Annotated in this window: 14 protein-coding genes; 4 read left to right on the top strand and 10 right to left on the bottom strand. The window is 56.2% G+C overall.

Going from position 1 to position 17,724, the window contains the following annotated elements:
* Positions 1–825 precede the first annotated feature (825 nt).
* Positions 826–1,251, top strand: a complete 426-nt coding sequence (locus DW233_RS07905) for a DUF4869 domain-containing protein (RefSeq protein WP_199574617.1) — start codon at positions 826–828, stop codon at positions 1,249–1,251.
* 105 nt (positions 1,252–1,356) lie between these two features.
* Here DW233_RS07905 and DW233_RS07910 read toward each other — a convergent pair whose 3' ends face one another.
* From DW233_RS07910 to DW233_RS07940, 7 genes are all read right to left on the bottom strand, one after another.
* Complete coding sequence (locus tag DW233_RS07910; protein ID WP_118267654.1) at positions 1,357–1,545, bottom strand: hypothetical protein; 189 nt, start codon at positions 1,543–1,545, stop codon at positions 1,357–1,359.
* Between the two features lie 245 nt (positions 1,546–1,790).
* Entirely contained in the window at positions 1,791–2,804 is a 1,014-nt protein-coding gene (locus DW233_RS07915; protein WP_118267655.1) for an Abi family protein, read from the bottom strand.
* Positions 2,805–2,941: 137 nt separating this feature from the next.
* Positions 2,942–5,428, bottom strand: a complete 2,487-nt coding sequence (locus DW233_RS07920) for a glycosyltransferase family 2 protein (RefSeq protein ID WP_118267657.1) — start codon at positions 5,426–5,428, stop codon at positions 2,942–2,944.
* The gene (locus tag DW233_RS07925; RefSeq protein ID WP_117583729.1) at positions 5,429–6,496 is read right to left on the bottom strand and encodes a glycosyltransferase; all 1,068 of its coding nucleotides are present in this window, start codon (positions 6,494–6,496) and stop codon (positions 5,429–5,431) included.
* A 12-nt stretch (positions 6,497–6,508) separates the two neighbouring features.
* Positions 6,509–7,627, bottom strand: a complete 1,119-nt coding sequence (locus tag DW233_RS07930; RefSeq protein WP_158567830.1) for a glycosyltransferase family 2 protein — start codon at positions 7,625–7,627, stop codon at positions 6,509–6,511.
* A 74-nt stretch (positions 7,628–7,701) separates the two neighbouring features.
* On the bottom strand, positions 7,702–8,742 hold the full coding sequence (locus DW233_RS07935; protein ID WP_118267661.1) for a glycosyltransferase: 1,041 nt from the start codon (positions 8,740–8,742) through the stop codon (positions 7,702–7,704).
* Between the two features lie 6 nt (positions 8,743–8,748).
* A complete protein-coding gene (locus DW233_RS07940) occupies positions 8,749–9,852 on the bottom strand; it encodes a glycosyltransferase (protein WP_118267663.1) in 1,104 nt (367 codons plus the stop codon).
* Positions 9,853–9,964: 112 nt separating this feature from the next.
* Here DW233_RS07940 and DW233_RS07945 point away from each other — a divergent pair, with 112 nt between their 5' ends.
* Both DW233_RS07945 and DW233_RS07950 read left to right on the top strand, forming a co-directional pair.
* Entirely contained in the window at positions 9,965–11,095 is a 1,131-nt protein-coding gene (locus DW233_RS07945) for an acyltransferase (RefSeq protein WP_118267665.1), read from the top strand.
* A gap of 170 nt (positions 11,096–11,265) precedes the next feature.
* Positions 11,266–12,285: a glycosyltransferase gene (locus DW233_RS07950; RefSeq protein WP_118267667.1), complete on the top strand. Its 1,020-nt coding sequence runs from the start codon at positions 11,266–11,268 to the stop codon at positions 12,283–12,285.
* Positions 12,286–12,305: 20 nt separating this feature from the next.
* Here the strand turns inward: DW233_RS07950 and DW233_RS07955 are convergent, their stop codons facing one another.
* The 3 genes from DW233_RS07955 to DW233_RS07965 all read right to left on the bottom strand — a co-directional run bounded on the left by DW233_RS07955 (position 12,306) and on the right by DW233_RS07965 (position 16,691).
* Positions 12,306–14,264, bottom strand: coding sequence for an AAA family ATPase (locus DW233_RS07955; protein ID WP_370448059.1), 1,959 nt, complete (start codon positions 14,262–14,264; stop codon positions 12,306–12,308).
* 41 nt (positions 14,265–14,305) lie between these two features.
* Positions 14,306–16,120 (bottom strand): hypothetical protein, encoded by a 1,815-nt coding sequence (locus tag DW233_RS10260; RefSeq protein WP_158567833.1) that lies wholly within the window; start codon positions 16,118–16,120, stop codon positions 14,306–14,308.
* Positions 16,121–16,259: 139 nt separating this feature from the next.
* A complete protein-coding gene (locus DW233_RS07965; RefSeq protein ID WP_118267671.1) occupies positions 16,260–16,691 on the bottom strand; it encodes an Rrf2 family transcriptional regulator in 432 nt (143 codons plus the stop codon).
* Positions 16,692–16,915: 224 nt separating this feature from the next.
* On the opposite strand from DW233_RS07965, the gene sufC reads away from it, so the two are divergent.
* Positions 16,916–17,716 (top strand): Fe-S cluster assembly ATPase SufC, encoded by an 801-nt coding sequence (gene sufC / locus DW233_RS07970; protein ID WP_117816825.1) that lies wholly within the window; start codon positions 16,916–16,918, stop codon positions 17,714–17,716.
* The last annotated feature ends 8 nt before the right edge of the window (positions 17,717–17,724 follow it).

The raw sequence follows: 17,724 nt of genomic DNA on the forward strand, positions 1-17,724 counted from the left end.
TGTTCCGCTATGCGGTTGTCAATTTGCGAAAGAAATTATGCGTCACCTCAGAGGCGTCTGGGGCTTCATTGACAGAGCAACCGGGCTAGTGCATTCAAGAAAAGCAGAGCGTGGTCTTCATGAATCAAACACTAGTAAGCAACGCTCACACGCGTCTTTGAATCTTCTAATGAACAAGAAGACAGGAGTCTAGGAGAGACTTGATAGTTTTTGGAAGCTGGGAATCATCGAAATCACCATCTTTAAACAAGAGAGAATCATATAGCTTCTTATCGTTCGGTCTCGAAAAGATATGAGTGACCAGATGTACGTCGCGGCTCTTTGAAAAACAGTCTTCGTCCCTTAAAGATTCAGCAACATAACAACCGCACCAATCAAAAAAGCCGAGATAACCCCGACTAATAATCAAAGAGACGGTTTTCTGCTGGCTGTCAGCCGCGACATCCTCACGGAAACCTAATTGTCGCCGGAATTAAAGTCCCCGGCGCGGACTCACCTTATCTCCCCGGTGCGGGCTCGATATCCTCTCGGATATCTAATCGTCTTGGACTTTAACCTGCCCAAGCACAGTACAGCTTTTACGTGCCGCCACACGGAGCTCAGCTCGTGGACTATTTTCTAAAATATAGACCTTCAAAGCAACTTGGATTCAAGCACGGACAAACAAAACAGGCACTGAATACAAGACTTGCTTATCAATAGTTATCAATCACATGCGTTACCAGAAAATATCGTCCGTCTCATACGCTGCGATACAATCGATCTTACAAAATGCTAAACCAGTAAGTCGAAGGGACCAACGTGCTAACAATTCACTATGGTGATATGGAAAACGTTATCTACAACACGTCGGTTTACTTCGATAACGTCTATTCGCCCGAATGGTTTCAAGATGCTTTTGCGCAGAGAATTATTAAATCCATTGATAAGGGCGACGTGGTTGGACCCGGCGCAATAAACACCAAGATCCTAGGCATTATCCCACCGGAAAGGCTATCGGGCGGAACTAAGACGCTGCTGCTCATGTACTTCATGCCCCAGAACATATACAACGCCACAACCTGTGGCGACAATTGCGCTTACTGGATTCTAAGAATCGCCGCACAGCATGATCTGACGATCAACCTCTACCATCTGATGGATTTTGGAAACGGCAAGTTCACGGCAGCCGTTGCAAACACGGGTGATGTCGTTCACACGATGTTCGACCTTGTCCCTATAGCCGCAAAATGCCTAAGGGAGAACTCCTGAAACGCGTTTTCGATATGACAAGGGCCGCTTGAACGAAGAGTACTTGAACCCCACCGCTCTTGCAGCTCTTGAGGGCACTTTGCCGGATCTCGAAATTACTTCGCGCTAAAGCGAGGAGTGCTCGCTGTCGGAGGATAAGTTCGGTCCGAGCCACGGGTCGCCATCGAGGAAGAACTCAGGCCAGCGCTGCATGAACAGTGCCTGTTCATGCTTCCAGCGGCGCAGTTTTTCCTCGTTGGCCTCTTCCCTGCCGCGCGAGGTGAACTCGTAGTGGTACAGCTCGGCATAGAGCATTTGCCCTCCTCCAACAAAACACTGTCACTAACTTAGTCCACCAACCTCGCCATTTGTTAAGCAACAAGTGCGAGCGGTAGGTATTGATCTACAACCGTTGGGGATTGAAAAAAATGCAGTAGCCGAAAACGTAATATCTTCCGATTGGCGCGTCATAAAAAAATAGAGGGCGTCCCATAAAGAGAAGCCCCCTTGCAAAACGGCCGAACCGCTTTTCGAATTGGGAAATATTTTGCACCAGATGCCTAGGAATCGCAAGAAGGCACATCTTCAGCGTCACACAAATACCATGCGCCAATCACTTTCGACAAAAACGAGAAGGAGGAAGTTATGACCTCCGCACCTTTATAGTAGTTGATGTTGCGATTTGCCCTAGAAATAAACTTGGAAAGCGATTGTGCTTTGTGCTTAATAACGCCTTTAGACGACACCTCTTTGTGCAGATATAGCGTTGTGACAATCTGGCGTATTCGCTCATTGCTCATCCTTGCCTTACGCTGATAAGAGCCAATCCCATCTATTTTGCTCAATGCCTTCATAACACCGTTATTTGCCCTTCGGGCATTCTCACCCGAAGCAAGACCATTAAGAATGCAACTATTGTGAGCACACGCGTTGCGGAGATCTTTTGCCGCGCGAAGCAAATAAAACCTATCGCGAAGCTCATCATCGTCAAACCGTTTGGCGCAAAACAAAATGAATGAATTAAAGGCGCCAAAGGTAATAACTTCCAGAAAGGCCCAGACAGGCATATTAAAACCACTGTATTTTGCAAGAATGCCTGCAGAATAGGCACTCGACTCACAACGTGAAATCTCTTTTTTGACCCAGTTGGTCACATTCCCCTTGCTATCAAATGTATCCTGCTCGCTTAAATAGTCTTGAACGATTTCGTAACCGTCCTCGGCATGCTGCTCTATCCTGCCCAGCAAGTCAACTTTGCAGAAGTGCTCAATATCAAGAGTGAGCGAAATCATCTCGTTTCGAAGCAACATATCAATAATCGAAAGGTCAACAAGCATCTTGAAATCTAAGTTGACATATTCACCCTTGCGTTTTCCATCAGAAACCTTTGGAAATCCGGTGCGGTACGAGCGCAAGCGAAAGTAATTGTTGTTCTTCGTCAGATACTCGACCGCCTCTGCCTCGCTCATATAGCGGAAACGGACACCCTTGCTCTTAAGATGGGAGACTTGTTCCCAAGGAGTAAGCCAAGGCTTTTGATCGCACATATCTTGTTGACGAATAGGACTATTCATTGCGCTCTCCAGCGTATTTGATGAAATAACAAATCTAATTTTATCCTAACTGTAAATACCTAATAAACAGCCGGACGCTCATGCAAATACATCATGGCACGCCGCCGCCCTATGCTGGATTTCCACATCACCTCGCACTAAAGCGAGAAATACTCGCTCTCGGCAGATAGGTTCGGCCCCAACCACGGATCGCCCGTCAAGAAGAACTCCGGCCAGCGCTGCATGAACAGTGCCTGTTCGCGCTTCCAGCGGCGCAGCTTTTCTTCGTTTGCCTCTTCCCTGCCGCGCGAGGTGAACTCGTAGTGGTACAGCTCGACATAGGGCGTAAAGATGGTGCGGTAGCCCGCCTCCCACACGCGCAGGCAAAAGTCCGCGTCGTTAAAACCGACGGCGAATTCCTCGTTATAGCCTCCGACCTGCTCAAATACGTCGCGTCGGACCATCTGACAGGCGCCCGTTACGGCGCTAAAGTTGCCCGGGCGCACAGCGCGGGCAAGATAGCCCTCGCGCTTTGCCGAGAAGTCCTGGTTGGCATGGGCAAGTGCGCCACGCACGCCAACTAAAATGCCGGCATGTTGCACCAGATGATCGGCAAAGTAGAGTTTGGCGCCCACCACGCCTGCATCGGGACGCTGCAGATACCCCATCATCTCTTCGATGAAGTCCGGGCTTATGACCTCGGTATCGTTGTTGAGCAGCAACAGGTAGTCGCCCTTGGCGTGCTCCACACCAAAGTTAATGATTTTGGAGTAATTGAACTCGCCCGGCCAGTACATAACGCGCGCGATGCCCTTGCCTTCGGATGCTGCAGCCACACGTTCTGGCAGGGTTTCGTAATACGCAAACGTCTCCGGGGCTTCGCTGTTGTTCTCCACCAAAACGATCTCGTAGTTGGTATACGTTGCCTTCTGGGCGATCGACATCACACAGGCGTCGAGCGTCTCAATGTGATCCTTGGTCGGAATCACAATGCTCACCAGCGGCGCAGGCTCCGGCAGCGCATAGCGCATGCGGTAGACAAACGGCGTCTCGGTCTCCTCGACCGTTCCGCAAATGCCCAGCGCGTCAAAGTGACACTGAAGCGCAAGGCGCCCGGCTTCGATAGCATACGGCTTGCTATCGGCAGAGCCATCGGCGGTCGATCCCGGATGCACGCGCCAGTGATACAGCACATGCGCAACGTGCTCAAACCGCGCGCCGGCTGCAAGGCAGCGGAGCGTCAGGTCGTAGTCCTGGGCACCCGCAACGTCTTCTGGGGACGTGCCAATGTAATCGATGAGCGTCTTCTCCACCATCAGGAAATGCGTCACGCAGTTATGGCTATAGAGCAGGTCGACGTTGAGCTTGGTCTTAAAGACCGGCTGGCCCCACTCCCCCGTTTTCTGGAACATGTCCTCATCGCAGAACAGGACCTGGGGACGCTCGTCCTCGGCAGCCTTGTTCAGCACGGCAACATAGTGGAATAACGCGTCCGGTTCCAGAATGTCGTCATGGTCCAAGAACGCGATGTAGTCGCCCGTCGCTTGCTCGATACCAGCGTTGGTGTTGACCACAATGCCGCCGTTGCCGGGAAGACCGATGCGACGGATGCGCTCGTCATTGGCATCCGCCGCAAGATTGGCCACCGCATCCCATTCGGGTGAGGCGTCCATGAGCAGCAGTTCCCAGTTGTCATAGCTCTGGGCTAGCACCGATTCCAGCAGCTCGCGCAGGTAGACCCGATCAGTCTTGTAGCACGGCACCACAATGCTCACGAGCGGTCTATAGGCAAAGGCCGCCGAAGCGACACGCTGGCACGCCAAATCGGCCGGCTTTGCGCGATGCTGTTCAAACCAACGTCGATAAGCTGCGTCGTCTGCACGCGCGTCCTTCATGCGGTTCCAGCTGTCGTCGACCATGCCGTTGTACAGGCGACCATCCATGGCGCAAAAACCGCTCTGGATTAGGCCCGTGGGATCAGCCGCAATCGCGACAAAATCACGTATATCCTGGGGCATCTCAACGCTCAAATACGTTTTATTGACGCGGCATCCGTTCTGCTGCGGCACATCGATCTGCGATTCAAACACATGCACGGTGACATCGATGGCATTCATATGCGCATCGAAAATCTGGAGCTCAGGGGTGCACTTGGAGTCCCCCACCCACGTAACCTCATAGCGCCACACCGCGCCGGCGTCTGCCGGCAAATAGCGAATGGCATCGATCTCGTAGCGGCCGCAGTGTTCGCCACGCTGCGCATCGCGGATAAGCGCACACAGCGCAGACTTTGCTTTGTAGTTAATCTTGGATTCCAGCTTGGCCACGCGGCTATCGAGGCGAATGGAGCCCAACCTTTGGCCACCGGATGCAAAAACGACATCCATCGACGAGCCATCCAAAAACGGAAGCACCAAGACGGCGAGCTCGCGCCCGTAATCGGAAACGGAAGGGCAAAGCGCCAGCACGCGGCCATGATCGACCGGGAGCACCAGCGACGGCACGCAAGAACCGCTCGTCGTCGCATGGGCAAACGCTTGAGAACCCTCCCACTCAATAAGCGCGGCGACATCCTGACCGGCAAAACGAAGCAACACAAACAGACGGCCCTGACTGCGGCAAAGTGCCAAACGCTTGATACTCATCTATACTTCTCGCTTTCCCAGGGCGTTCGCTGCCATGCGTTTGCAGGCACCCAGGCGCCCAAACCTCAAGACGTCGTAATCGAACATGAGCTTCTTGCACCCACGGGCATTGGGGGCCTTGCTGGTAAGCGCCACACGCACCATAGCAGCAACAGAAGGAGCGCATTGTGCGAGCGCATCATCGCTGCCCACGGCAGAACCGGCAAGTGCCGTGGCAACGGCAGCAAACACCTTGCCGCAGTCCGAACCCAGCAACCTGAGCGCATCGTACAGCACCAGGTCGCAGAGGAAGTACGCCAGGTCATCGGCATGCTGAGCATCGAGACCGTCGCGCTGCCAGTCAGCCAGCACCGCGGAGTAAATCTTCACGTGCTCCAGCAGACGCGTCTCGTCGTCATAGCGCATGGTGTCCATAAGTGAGCCCTTGCGCGCCACGCGGTAGTCATACAGCTTGTTCGAAATAAGCGCGCTCTTGCGCGATCGACCGTACACGGCAAAATCGAAGACCTGGTCCTCGCCATACTTAACGGTTTCGTCGAACACGATCCCGTTGCCCAACAAAAACTCACGTTTGCAGGCGGTGCGCCATGCAAAGGGGCGAGACGCTTCCTTAAACAGCAGGCCAGAGCTATAGCCTTCAAACGACACATCGCGTGGGCTCAGCACATAGTTAAGCCACGGATACCCCGCCTCGAGCGGGTACGGATTCGCGCCAAAGGTCAAAACGTCGCAGTCCTCGCGCTCAAAGGCGTCGACGATCACGCGGCATGCATCGGGCGTAAAGCGATCGTCGGAATCCAAAAACGCGACGATAGGCGCCGTGGACGCAGCGATGCCTGCATTACGCGCACTCGACAGGCCACCGTTCTCCTTATCGACCAGCGTAAAGCGCGCATCCTTTTCGCAATAGGCAGCCGCAATATCGCGCGAGCCGTCCGGCGAGCCATCGTTGACCAGCACGCCTTCCCAATCGGGCATGTCCTGCGCAAGCAGGGAGTCCAGGCACCAGGCCAGGCACTCCTCCACTTTATAGATGGGAACGACAACGGAAATCTTGGGGGTAGCCATAGTCACTCGCTCCTACTGTGCGGCCGGAACATCATCAGGGTGCGGGTTGCCGCCGTAGGTGCGCTGATACGTCAGCACGCGCCAGACCAGCGGCAGGCCGCCAATCTTAAAGTAATGCTTAAACGTATTGAGCTTGCCCGGCTTCTTAAAGTCAAAGCGCGAATCGATATAGGCGCGGGGCGACTTGACCATCAGGCGCAAGTCGGTCTCGCCACGTGGATCGAACAGCGACAGGTCAAAGCGACCGGCATCCCAGTCGGCCTTGAGCTCGGGAGAGGCCTTCTCCCAAAACTGCTCGCGCAGTTCATCGACCAGGCGCTCATCATTCCAACGGTACGTATCGACCTTCATGCGCATTAAAATGCCCTGAAACCGAGCCTTGAGCTCGGGACGTTCATCCAAAAAACGTTGCATCTCAGCATATTCGTCGCACACGCAAAACACCTTGTTGGGCGAATTAACGGAGCTCTTCTCGTTATCCTGGCGATAGCACAAAATTGGGTCCGCAATAAACGCAGCACGCTCGGCACAAGCCCAAACCTTAAAGTTAAAGCCTGCGTCCTGATACGAGGCACCCGGCGTGGGAAGGAACCGAATCTGATTGTCGTTGAGGAACTCGCGCCGATAGATAGCCGACCAAATGGAAGGTTTGCGGTAGAAGATGCCCGGGCGATCGACGGGACGATACGCGGCGCCCGTCATATGCTCGTCGATAATCCCAAACAGCTCACGGCGCTCGCTGGGCGTGGACCAATACAGGTAAAAGTCGCCCTTTACCACATCGGCATGCTCAGCATCGGCCTTGGCGACCAGCTTTTGGAGCGAATCCTCAAACATAAAGTCGTCGGACTCAAGGATGCCCACGTACTCACCGCGCGCCATCTCCAGGCCGCGGTTCATCGAGTCGCCGTAGCCGCTGTTGGCTTTATCAATCATCTTAACGCGCGCATCGCGCTCCATGTACTCGCGAATAATATCCGGCGAGCTATCGGTAGAGCCATCGTTGATGCAAATGATCTCAATGTCCTTGAGCGTCTGCGCCACGGCGGAATCGAGGCACTCGCGCAGATAGCGCTCGACATTGCAGATGGGAACAAGCAGCGAAACTTTAGGGGTATCAGAGTTCTGCAAGAGAACCTCCTGTTGAGTAGCGTGTAACAGGGTTATTTTAGCAGCCGAGTTGCGGCGGGCGGCAGCGCTTGGAACTAGAGAAAGCGCTCCAGGCAGGCCTTGAAACCACGGGTCGAAAGATAGAACAACGTGGCGTCTGCCATCGAAACGCCTGAGGTCGCCACAACGAGCTTATGGGCGACACGGCGAACGGCGCCCTTAGCAGGCATATCCGCCCACTCCGTTCCCAAAAACGTCGTGAGGTCCATGTTGACGCGAGCCGCCACGCGATGGAAGTCATCGGCATCCAAGCGCGCCAGGTCGAACACAATGAGGTCCAAAAACCAAGTTATCAGCTCGCCGGGACACAGGTCCAAAAGACCGTAGGCCGCCCAGTCCTCCAAGACCTCCTCGAGCATCCTCATGTGGGCGTCAAGCTTTTTGGCGCGCGCCTCGGCACTGTTGAACTCGTGCGTCGCCGATTCGCTCTCCATCACGTAGTGGTAGAACTTGTCCGGCATGACGACGGTCCTGCGGGCAAGCGCATAAGCCGCAAATTGGAAGACGACGTCCTCGCCCAAAGCCAAACCGGGGGCGAAGTGAATGCCTTCGCGATTGAGCAGCTCGCGCGAAAAAGCCGCACGGCAGGCATAGGGCTGCGCATTCGAATGGAACAGCAGTTGGGGATCGCGGGCGCCGAAGGTACCAGCTTTGGGGCTCATGAGTTGCTGGACGCGTTTGGGGGCAGCATCGGCAGGTTCACAGACGCCGCCAAAAACGGCGGCCTCGGCATCTGCCGACTCCATGGCATGCAGCACGCGCTCGACCGTCTGGACATCGATGTAATCGTCGGCGTCCACAAAAAAGACGGTCTCGCCCTCGGCGGCATCGATACCGGCATTTCGAGCACACGAGACGCCCGCGTTTTCCTGGTCAATCACCAGCACGCGATCGTCGGCCTGTGCGATCTGGCGCAACACGTCCAACGAATCATCGGTCGAACCGTCGTTGACGCAGACAACCTGAATCGAGCGCTCGGACTGGGCCAACAGCGAATCGAGGCATCGCTGAATGGAACGCACTGAGTTATAAACGGGGACGACAATGGTAGCTTTAGGACACGAGACCTCTCCCATGCCGACCTACCCCCTCAGCGATTCGATGAGGAAGGCGGCGACCACGCCAGGGCCTCCAACCGAGGCGTAATACTTAGCGCGCCCCAAGGCACCATCCGTCGCAAAACTCGGATGCTCGTCAACCCAGCCCTCAGGATCTTTGAGAATGGCAGCGAGATTCGCGCGCTTCCACGGCTTGAGGTCGTCAAGCGAAAACTCCCCCGCGTCCAAGGCCGCCTGAAATTCCTTAGCCATCTGCACCAGGAACTCCTTATAGAACTTAGGCGCTAGGCGCACATAGTTCCACATGTACGAATCGTACTTAATGAGTTGATTGAACTTGAGCATGCGCGCGACGTCATCACTTGCGTGGTCGCGGGCATAATCCTCTCGAATCCAACGCTCAATCTCGGCATACTCGGTATTGACGCAAAAGACCTTAGCCGAAGAATTGACCGAGGAATTCTCGTTGTCCTGGCGATACGACAACACGGCATCATGCAGGTAAACAGCCTTATCGGCGCACGCGATCACCTTAAAGGCAAATGACGTGTCCTGAAAGGATGCCCCCGGAGTCGGCAGGAACTTAATGCCGTTGCGCTCAAGAAAATCGCGACGGTACACGGCCGACCAAATCGACGGCTTTTGCTTAAAGAACTGCGTCGTATCGCTCGGGTGCACCGGCTTGCCACAATCCTGAGGTCTAAACATCTCATGCAGCGAACGGCGTTCCTCGGGCTTAGACCAGTAGAAATCAAAGTTCGCCTTCGCAAAGTCGGCATTATTGGTATCGGCGGCCGAGACAAGCTTTTCGAGTGCGTCGGACGCCATAAAGTCATCGGACTCCAAGATGCCAACGTACTTGCCACGCGCCATCTCCAGACCGTGGTTCATCGAGTCGCCGTAGCCGCTGTTGGCCTTGTCGATCATCTTGACGCGCCCATCGCGCTCCATATACTCGCGGATAATCACCGGCGAGTTGTCGGTCGACCCGTCGTTAATGCAGATGATCTCAATATCCTTGAGCGTCTGTGCCAGGGCGGAATCGAGACACTCGCGCAGGTAGCGCTGAACATTGTAAATGGGAATAAGCAGCGACAGAACAGGGCTGCCAGAGACGTTAGTAGACAAATGTGCTCCTTAGGAAATACCTGTCGTTTCATGGTATCAAAGGGTCAGCGCGCCAGCGGGCGTTTATATAATCTATGGAGCTCGCAGAGGCAAACCGATACGAAAGGACGTCATGCGGCCCAAAGCCGCACGCAACATATCCATCGAGGCCTTGCGCTTGGTCGCAGTCGCCGGTATCGCGGTGTTCCACACCTTTCAGTGGACCTTCCAGGCAACCTGTGTCGACGCCGTGGAATATGCCCCACTTGCGATGTTCCCCTATTCCGGCGTGCTTGGTTTTATTAACTTGCTAGGCTGCTGGGCCAACGAGGCCTTCTTTATGATCTCGGGCTATTTTCTCATCGCCTCAGCCGCGCGTGCTTGGGACGGTGGAACAACGTGGAAGTCGCAAATGCAACGGACGGCGCAGCGCCTTGGCAAGGTCGTTATGCCCACTGCGTTTTATTGCCTCGTGGCACTCGCGTGGTCCACGGTCGTCTCCCCCATTCCCGATGTTACTCTCAACACGCACTACTGGTACACGCTAGGCCTTGAGTTTATCTGGGTCTATGCCGCCACGGTCTTCATGGCGCCAGGGTTTGGACTGGCTAAGAGTCAACTCTCTCAGAAGAGCTACGCGACGACGGTCATCGCCGTTGGCATCCTCGCATTTGTTGTTAACGGGTATTTAGCCGCCATGAGTACGACAAGCGCCGGCGAGTTTTCTTGGCTCCAAAAGCTCATGAGCGCTGCCACGTACGTAATCGCGTTTTTGATCGGCGGTCTGCTCCGCGACGTTACCGATGCCGTGGATTCGGACAGGGCGGGTGCCTTGGGCATGCGGTCGCTCGCTGCGATTTTGGCGCTCGCCACCATCCTGGAAGGAGCACTCTCCTTCACCGGCAACCTCACGGCGATGGCAGTCCTCTCCTACAAATCGACCTCGTTGATCTCGTTTGCCCTCGCTGCAGCCTCCCTGCTCTTTGCGGCTACCCGACGCAGGGCCTTAGGAAATCCGCGGAATGCAGGTGTCATCGTCACCTTATCGACCGCCACGCTCGGTTTCTATGTGATGCAGTCGCTCACCAGTAGCCTGTGGCGTCCCGTCTTCAACACCCTGCTCGCAAACATACTGGTCAGCCAAAACAGCCCGGCAGCTATATGTATCGTCACGGGTACCGTCATTAGCATCGTCTTTGCTCTGGCGCTTCTCATCATCGATGCAGCTAGAAGCCTTATCGCTCGCAAGCTCAAGCGGCAATAGACACGCTGCCGTCAGACGCCAAAGCCGCTACACCCGTGGCAGGTTCCTGCGTTTTATTCAAAGCTTGCCGACAAGGTACGGTGAGCCTTTACAATAGAACAGTCCCAAGGACGTATTCGATAGCTTCCGCGCAGCGCTCGCCCGCCGCGCGTGAAAGGATATATTGCCCCATGCCTTCAACCCTTCCCGCTCCCATCGATAAGCTCGCCATCGTTGTCGTTACGTACAAGCGCCAGGAACTCCTGGCCAACCTGTTCGACTCCATGACCGAGCTCACGGCAACGCCCTGGCGCATCGTGATTGTCGATAACGAGAATTCGCGCGAGACCGAGGCCATGTGCACCGCATTCAACGAGCGCCTGGCCAGCCTGTGGGGCATCGACACCGAGCAGCCCGACGCGCAGGGCGGCACCGACCGTGTCATCTACGCCCCGCAACTCGAAAACGGCGGCGGTGCGGGTGGCTTCTCCGCCGGCACTAAATGCGCCTACGATCTGGGGGCCCAGTGGTTCTGGGTGATGGACGACGACGTGCTCGTCATCCCCGAAGGCATCGATCGTCTTGCCAAGTGGACCGACCGCTACGATGTCATCCAGGGTTCGCGCCTGGACTTTGACGGCGGCGCTTTCTTTTGGCAGTACCAGCTCATCCTTTCGCTCGGCATCCCTAACCCCATCGCCAAGTGGGACTTGGGGCCCGAGGGCTACCGCACCATGAACCAACTGTGCTTTGAGGGCGGCATGTTCTCGCGCCGCGTGGTCGACAAGATTGGCCTGCCCGACGCGCGCTTCTTTATCTACGGCGACGATGCCTGCTACGGCTACGTGGCCAGCCAGCACTTCCCCGCCGCCGTGGTTGCCGACGTGGTGCTCAAGCGCGCCCGCGCCGTCTCCAACTGGGATATCGCCGGCAAACGACAGCTCAACTCCACGAGCGACACCAACCGCTACTACATCATGCGCAACCGAGGCTTCCTCGCTCGCTATATGCAGATCTACGGTGACTACCACCCCATGCTGTTCCGTCTGGGCAATGCCGCGACCTTCTGCAAGGAGTTCATTCGTCTGGCAGCAGTCGACAAATGCTTTAAGACCGGCATTCCGGCGCTGCGCCGCGGCATGAAGGACGCCCGCAAGATCGTTAAGGATCCCAACTGGAAGCCCATGCCGCCCCTGAAGGACGCCGAGTAGTAAAGGGCTTTCGCCCGCCGCTACAGTCGTTGACACACCACGGACACACGCTGACCGTCAAAGCCAAAGCCCCAACGCATGCGCCCGACGGCGGGGCGCGGCACGCGGATATCATCGATGCCGTCGCGCTCTATGTCGAGCAGCGCCTGAACCGCCAACAGTTCCAGGCCCAGGGCATCGACGCCAGGGTCGTACAACATGTTGACCGTAATGAGCGGTCGCTCATCGAGCATGCCGAGCGTGTCGGCCACGTCAAACACCCGACCGGTGGGAATCACCTGGATATCCCAGCGATCCGAGACGCCACTTCGCTTGGAGCTGGGATTGCAATAGCCGGGCAGTCCAAAGCAGAGCCCCTGAAGCGCCAGATGATAGGCTGTCGGCATATCTGATTGGCCCACATCGATGCCCAGATCGCCGATAGCACAGCTCAAAGCTTGCTTTACAGCGTCCTCGTCTCCTCGACACAGCCCGTCATGGAACGAGTCGATAACTCCAACGTCCTCAACGGCGCACTCAAACCATTCCAGAATTACAAGACGGAGCGCCTGACGCACTTCGTTGTTAGGCAGACGCAGGGAACGAAGGCACGCGCCGTCCTCCGAATGCCCCGTCATGTCCGTCGTAAGAAATCCAGACAGATACAGCGCTGTCCAGATATCTTCGGGCTTGGCGACATCGGCCACCTCGGCATGCACATGCACTGGCGCCTCAATAAACCCATGCGGCTCAAGCAAATCGAACAATGCGGACAGGCGCATGAGATTCCAGTCACCGACGCATGCGCTCAGACGGTCAGCGTAACCATACAGATCTGCCCGAACAGGCGCGACGCAACCGCGATGTGCGTAGTCCACCACGCGCTCCGGGCTCGAGCAATAAAAACCACCAAACAGATAGCCCTCGAGCCACTCACGCGCGTCATCCAGACAGCCGTTGCGACCGACGCAATCCAACAGCACCTGGACTTCGTCGTCCGAAAAACCGAACCATCGATCACACCAACTCGACAGTGGCGTCGCCGATCGATAGGAAACCCCACGCTGGGACAACGCAAGCTCGGCAGGACCGGGGCGCTCGCCCATCAGACACGTCAATCGCAACGAGTCGCCGGCGTCGGCAATGGTGTCGAACAACATTCGGCTGAGCGACTCTAGGGAATCCACGCTACCGTCGTCCTTAGCGTCCAAACGCTTTGGACATACCACGTCGTAGTCGTCTATCAGAAGAACAACCTGCTCATCGAAAGCTGTCTGGAGCAGCTTAATAAGCACGCTAATCGCCGCATCGATCTCCTTATCGCTGGCCACCCCACGCGTCGCCCTCTCGATAAGACGAATCTCACGTCTTGACAGATCAGGCGCGTCAAGCAGCGGCAGCAATCGGGCGCACTCGTGCGCGACAGCGCTGCGAATAGCCGCCGCAGCATCAGCGTCGCGCCTCGCAGCGGCAGTTGAAAAGTCGAGCGTGATGACCGGATAACACGCGTACTCATCACGATAGCGACCACCGTCCGCCTGCCAAATCTGGGTGCCGACGAACGGGCTTCGATCCGGCCGCCGGTGATCAGGTCGTTCCAAATAGCATTTGAGCATCGATAGATTCATGCTCTTGCCAAAACCCTTGGGCCGACAACAAATCGCAACAGGTGCTTCGCTGTCCAATATATCGGCAATAAACATAGTCTTATCGACGAGTAAACACCGATTGATTGCATCGGAAAAGTCGTGTACATCAACCGGTAGAGCTGCGCTATCCGCATGATTGAGCAACCGTGCACCAAACGCATGAGTAAAACCACAATTCACCTGTTCAGACACTGTAAACTCTCCTTCTAACGCAGCACGATGCCCATTGTAGCGAGCGGGTAGAGCGCAACAATATCGACATGCAAACGTTTCGGGCAGCGGTAGCAACAGACCCCCGAGGGGGCATAACAAATCGTTGCACAACAAAAAAGGGGCCCGATGCCGCCGCACCGGACCCCGTCCCAAACTCTTATAGAAAACGATCTGGAAGATTACTCCTCCAAGCCGTCCTCCCCAGAAGCCTTCTTCTGCTGATCGAGCTTATGCTTACCACTTACGATAGACGTAGCGCCCAGTGTGGCCAAGCTTGCACTGGCAAGGCTCGCCATCACAATCAAGTCGCCCGTCTTGGGCATGTTGCCGCCCGAGGACTTAGTCGTTGTAGTCGTCGTGGTCGTGGTGGTCACCGTTTTGGAGTCATTTTGCTCCTGGACCTGGTTGTCAGCACCGCTCTTGTCGTCGTCTTCGGACTGTTTCTTTTCGCCCCCGGCCTTGCTCTTGTCCTTCTCCTCAGATTCAGACTTCTTATCCTCGCCCTTCTTCTGTTCGGACTTATCGCTCTTCTCCTCAGAGCTAGAACCCTTATCGGATTCGGTCTTCTCGGAAGCCTCGTCCTTGGAGTCGCCCTTTGCGGCTTCGATCTTTTCCGTGGAAACCTGATCAGAGTTGCCCTTGTTCTGGGTCGAGCCGTTATTGACGCCAGCCATCAGCGAAGAGCCCAGCGTAGAACCAAGCTGCTCGGAGAAAGAAGGCTTCTTGTCCGGCGAAGCAACGGGAACGTCCGGCGCCTTATTCGAGTCATCCTTGGAAGCATCAGAACCAGGGGTTGCGTCAGAGCCGGAGCCGTTGTTAGAGCCGGTGCCAACGGACGAATCGCTCGAGCCGGTGGATGAGTTAGAGGTGCCAGCGCCGGTCGAACCAGAAGCGTCGCTGTCCGTATTGCCGGCAGAGCTTGAAGACGAATCGCCCGCAGCAGAGCCGTTTGAATCGGAGCCGTTCGAGGTAGAGCCGTTGTTGGTAGTGCCACCAGCAGAGCCATCACCGTCAGCACCGGTCGAGGGCGCATCCATCCTGTCATCGTTGGCATCGTCGCTCGAGTCGTCATTCGAATCAGGCGTCGGCGAGGGCGCCGGCGTAGGTTCGGGCTGCACGGGCGTCGCAGCGGCAGCGGCCTCGTCCTCGGCGATATAAACCAAACAGTCCTTCAGCTCGTTGCGGTAGCGGTTCTTCCAGCCCTCATGATACTGGGGCTGGCTCGAATACTTGGTCGCCACGTTATTGACCACACTGTTGGAAAGCGCCGTCACAAACTCGCGATCAGTCATACTGTTAGAAAGGTTTGCCCAACGGAAGAAGTCCCTGCAACCACCGGTGCCGCACATGTTGGTGATGCTCCACACCATGCCCTTAACGCAATCGGCACGGCCCGAAATATCAATGCCCAGGCCGCTCTTGAGCCACGCCTCGGTCACCGCATAGTACGAGTTGTACGCATACGCATCCTGCAGAGCCGAGAACTCAACAGGGTCGGTGTTATAAGCACCTTGGAAAGCCTCCTGCGCAATACGGCCCAACTCGGTGAGCTGGCCGTTCTCGTACATGGCATTGCTCGTGTTGGAAATCTCGCTGCCGCGATCAATCGCATCCTTGAGCATGCTGTATTTTTCGGGGTTGTAGTTGTAGGCCTGCTTCATAAACGGAATGAGCGACCATCGACGGTCGAACTGGTAATAACCCAGCGCGTTATAGCCGTCGCCATACGAAAAGCCCTGGTTATAGTTGCCATGGCTCTCGTACTTGGTAAAGTACTTCATCTCGGGGGTCACGTTAACAAACGAAACGCCCTGGACCGACCTCAGCACGCCCGAGAAGGACTGCTGGGTATAGAGACCCTTATCGATATCGGTCGCATCCGAGGCAACGCCCGGTGTGGGCTCCTCGGCGGCAGCGGGTGCGGGTGCGGTAACGGCGCCAAACGAAAGCGCCAGCGTCAGGCCCGCGACAATAGCAGAATGCTTGGGCTGCATAAGATCCTCCCTGCATTGGTGTAGTTAAAGTGCAGTTTGCAAAGATAGAAATAAGTATTGCAGCTCGCCCGTTGTTGCACAACAACCCCTCGGTAAACGGCAACAACCCTCCGCGAAATCTTAAGGAATTGCGCTCAACCTACAGCCTGATGTCAAAGTTAATCTCGGGGACGGCAGCAAGGTCGGCTAACGTCACGCCGTCGACGTACTTTTCGATCACGTCGTCCAGACCGCGCCAGAATTTGACGGTCGAGCAAAGATCGCTGCGGGCGCAGCTGTTGTCGATGCCATCGCACGCCACCGGAGCCGTGCTGCCCTCGACGGCGCGCAGGATGTCGCCAGCACGCACCTCGGAGGGATCCTTGGCCATCATGTAGCCGCCGCCCTTGCCGCGCACGCTCTTAAGCAGGCCCGCCTTCATAAGCGGACGAACCAGCTGCTCCAAATACTTTTGCGAGATATGTTCGCGGTCGGCGACCTCGCGCAGGGCAATCTTGCCCTCGGCGTCGCCCAGCGCCGCGATATAGATCATCAGCCGGAGGGCATAGCGGCCCTTGGAAGAAATGAGCATACCTACCCTCCCATTGCATCTGGGACAACATAACCAAGTTTGTTTGTCCCAAATCTTAAGTAAGTGGGACAAACACAACAGGTTATTTTGTCCCAGAATTTGAAAAGTCGAGTGGATTAGTCGGGTTTTCCCTTGACTAACGCCGAACCCATAGTAACTTTATTCCGAGAAGATTCCTAGGGTTTAGCACACCTATGAGTACACCATATACAGAGAGGGACAGCATGAGCGCAAATCCGCTGCTTTCCATCGAAGGTCTGACCGCCTCCGTGGACGAGAAGACCATCCTCCACAACGTCAACCTCAACGTCGCCGCCGGCGAGACCCACGTGCTGATGGGCCCCAACGGCGCCGGCAAGTCCACCCTCGGCCACCTGGTCATGGGCGACCCCGTTTACACGGTCAACGACGGCCGCATCGTCTTTGACGGCCAGGACATCACCGGGCTCACCACCGACAAGCGCTCGCGCGCCGGCCTGTTCCTGAGCTTCCAGGCCCCGGTCGAGATCCCCGGCGTGCCACTGTCGAGCTTTTTGCGCGCCAGTATCGCCGGCCGCCCCGGCCTGGAGATGAAGGGCAAGGAATTCCGTCGTCGCGTCAAGGAGCTCGCGGCCGAGCTCAACATGGATACCGCCTACCTCAACCGCGAGCTGGGCGTGGGCTTCTCGGGCGGCGAGAAGAAGAAGGTCGAGATGCTCCAGCTCCTGTTGCTGCAGCCCAAGCTCGCCATCCTCGACGAGACCGACTCGGGCCTGGACGTCGACGCGCTTTCCACCGTCAGCCACGGCATGGACGCCTACCGCAAGAGCTGCGACGGCTCCATGCTCATCATCACGCACAACACGCGCATCCTGGAGCACTTGGATGTCGACCGCGTCCACGTTATGGTCAAGGGTCATATCGTGCGCGAGGACGACGCCTCGCTCATCCCCTGGATCGACAAGAACGGTTTTGAGACCTTCGAGCGCGAGGCCGCCGAGCAGCGCGCCCAGGCCGAGGCCGCCGCTGCCGGGCAGCAGGCGTAAAGGGGCGA

The sequence above is a fragment of the Collinsella sp. AM20-15AC genome, from assembly GCF_003471405.1.
Taxonomy (GTDB): Bacteria; Actinomycetota; Coriobacteriia; order Coriobacteriales; family Coriobacteriaceae; genus Collinsella.

Coding starts and splice junctions, on each gene's coding strand:
- DW233_RS07905 (WP_199574617.1), top strand. CDS start 826: ATGGAAAACGTTATCTACAACACGTCGGTTTACTTCGATAACGTCTAT.
- DW233_RS07910 (WP_118267654.1), bottom strand. CDS start 1,545: ATGCTCTATGCCGAGCTGTACCACTACGAGTTCACCTCGCGCGGCAGG.
- DW233_RS07915 (WP_118267655.1), bottom strand. CDS start 2,804: ATGAATAGTCCTATTCGTCAACAAGATATGTGCGATCAAAAGCCTTGG.
- DW233_RS07920 (WP_118267657.1), bottom strand. CDS start 5,428: ATGAGTATCAAGCGTTTGGCACTTTGCCGCAGTCAGGGCCGTCTGTTT.
- DW233_RS07925 (WP_117583729.1), bottom strand. CDS start 6,496: ATGGCTACCCCCAAGATTTCCGTTGTCGTTCCCATCTATAAAGTGGAG.
- DW233_RS07935 (WP_118267661.1), bottom strand. CDS start 8,742: ATGGGAGAGGTCTCGTGTCCTAAAGCTACCATTGTCGTCCCCGTTTAT.
- DW233_RS07945 (WP_118267665.1), top strand. CDS start 9,965: ATGCGGCCCAAAGCCGCACGCAACATATCCATCGAGGCCTTGCGCTTG.
- DW233_RS07950 (WP_118267667.1), top strand. CDS start 11,266: ATGCCTTCAACCCTTCCCGCTCCCATCGATAAGCTCGCCATCGTTGTC.
- DW233_RS10260 (WP_158567833.1), bottom strand. CDS start 16,120: ATGCAGCCCAAGCATTCTGCTATTGTCGCGGGCCTGACGCTGGCGCTT.
- DW233_RS07965 (WP_118267671.1), bottom strand. CDS start 16,691: ATGCTCATTTCTTCCAAGGGCCGCTATGCCCTCCGGCTGATGATCTAT.
- sufC (WP_117816825.1), top strand. CDS start 16,916: ATGAGCGCAAATCCGCTGCTTTCCATCGAAGGTCTGACCGCCTCCGTG.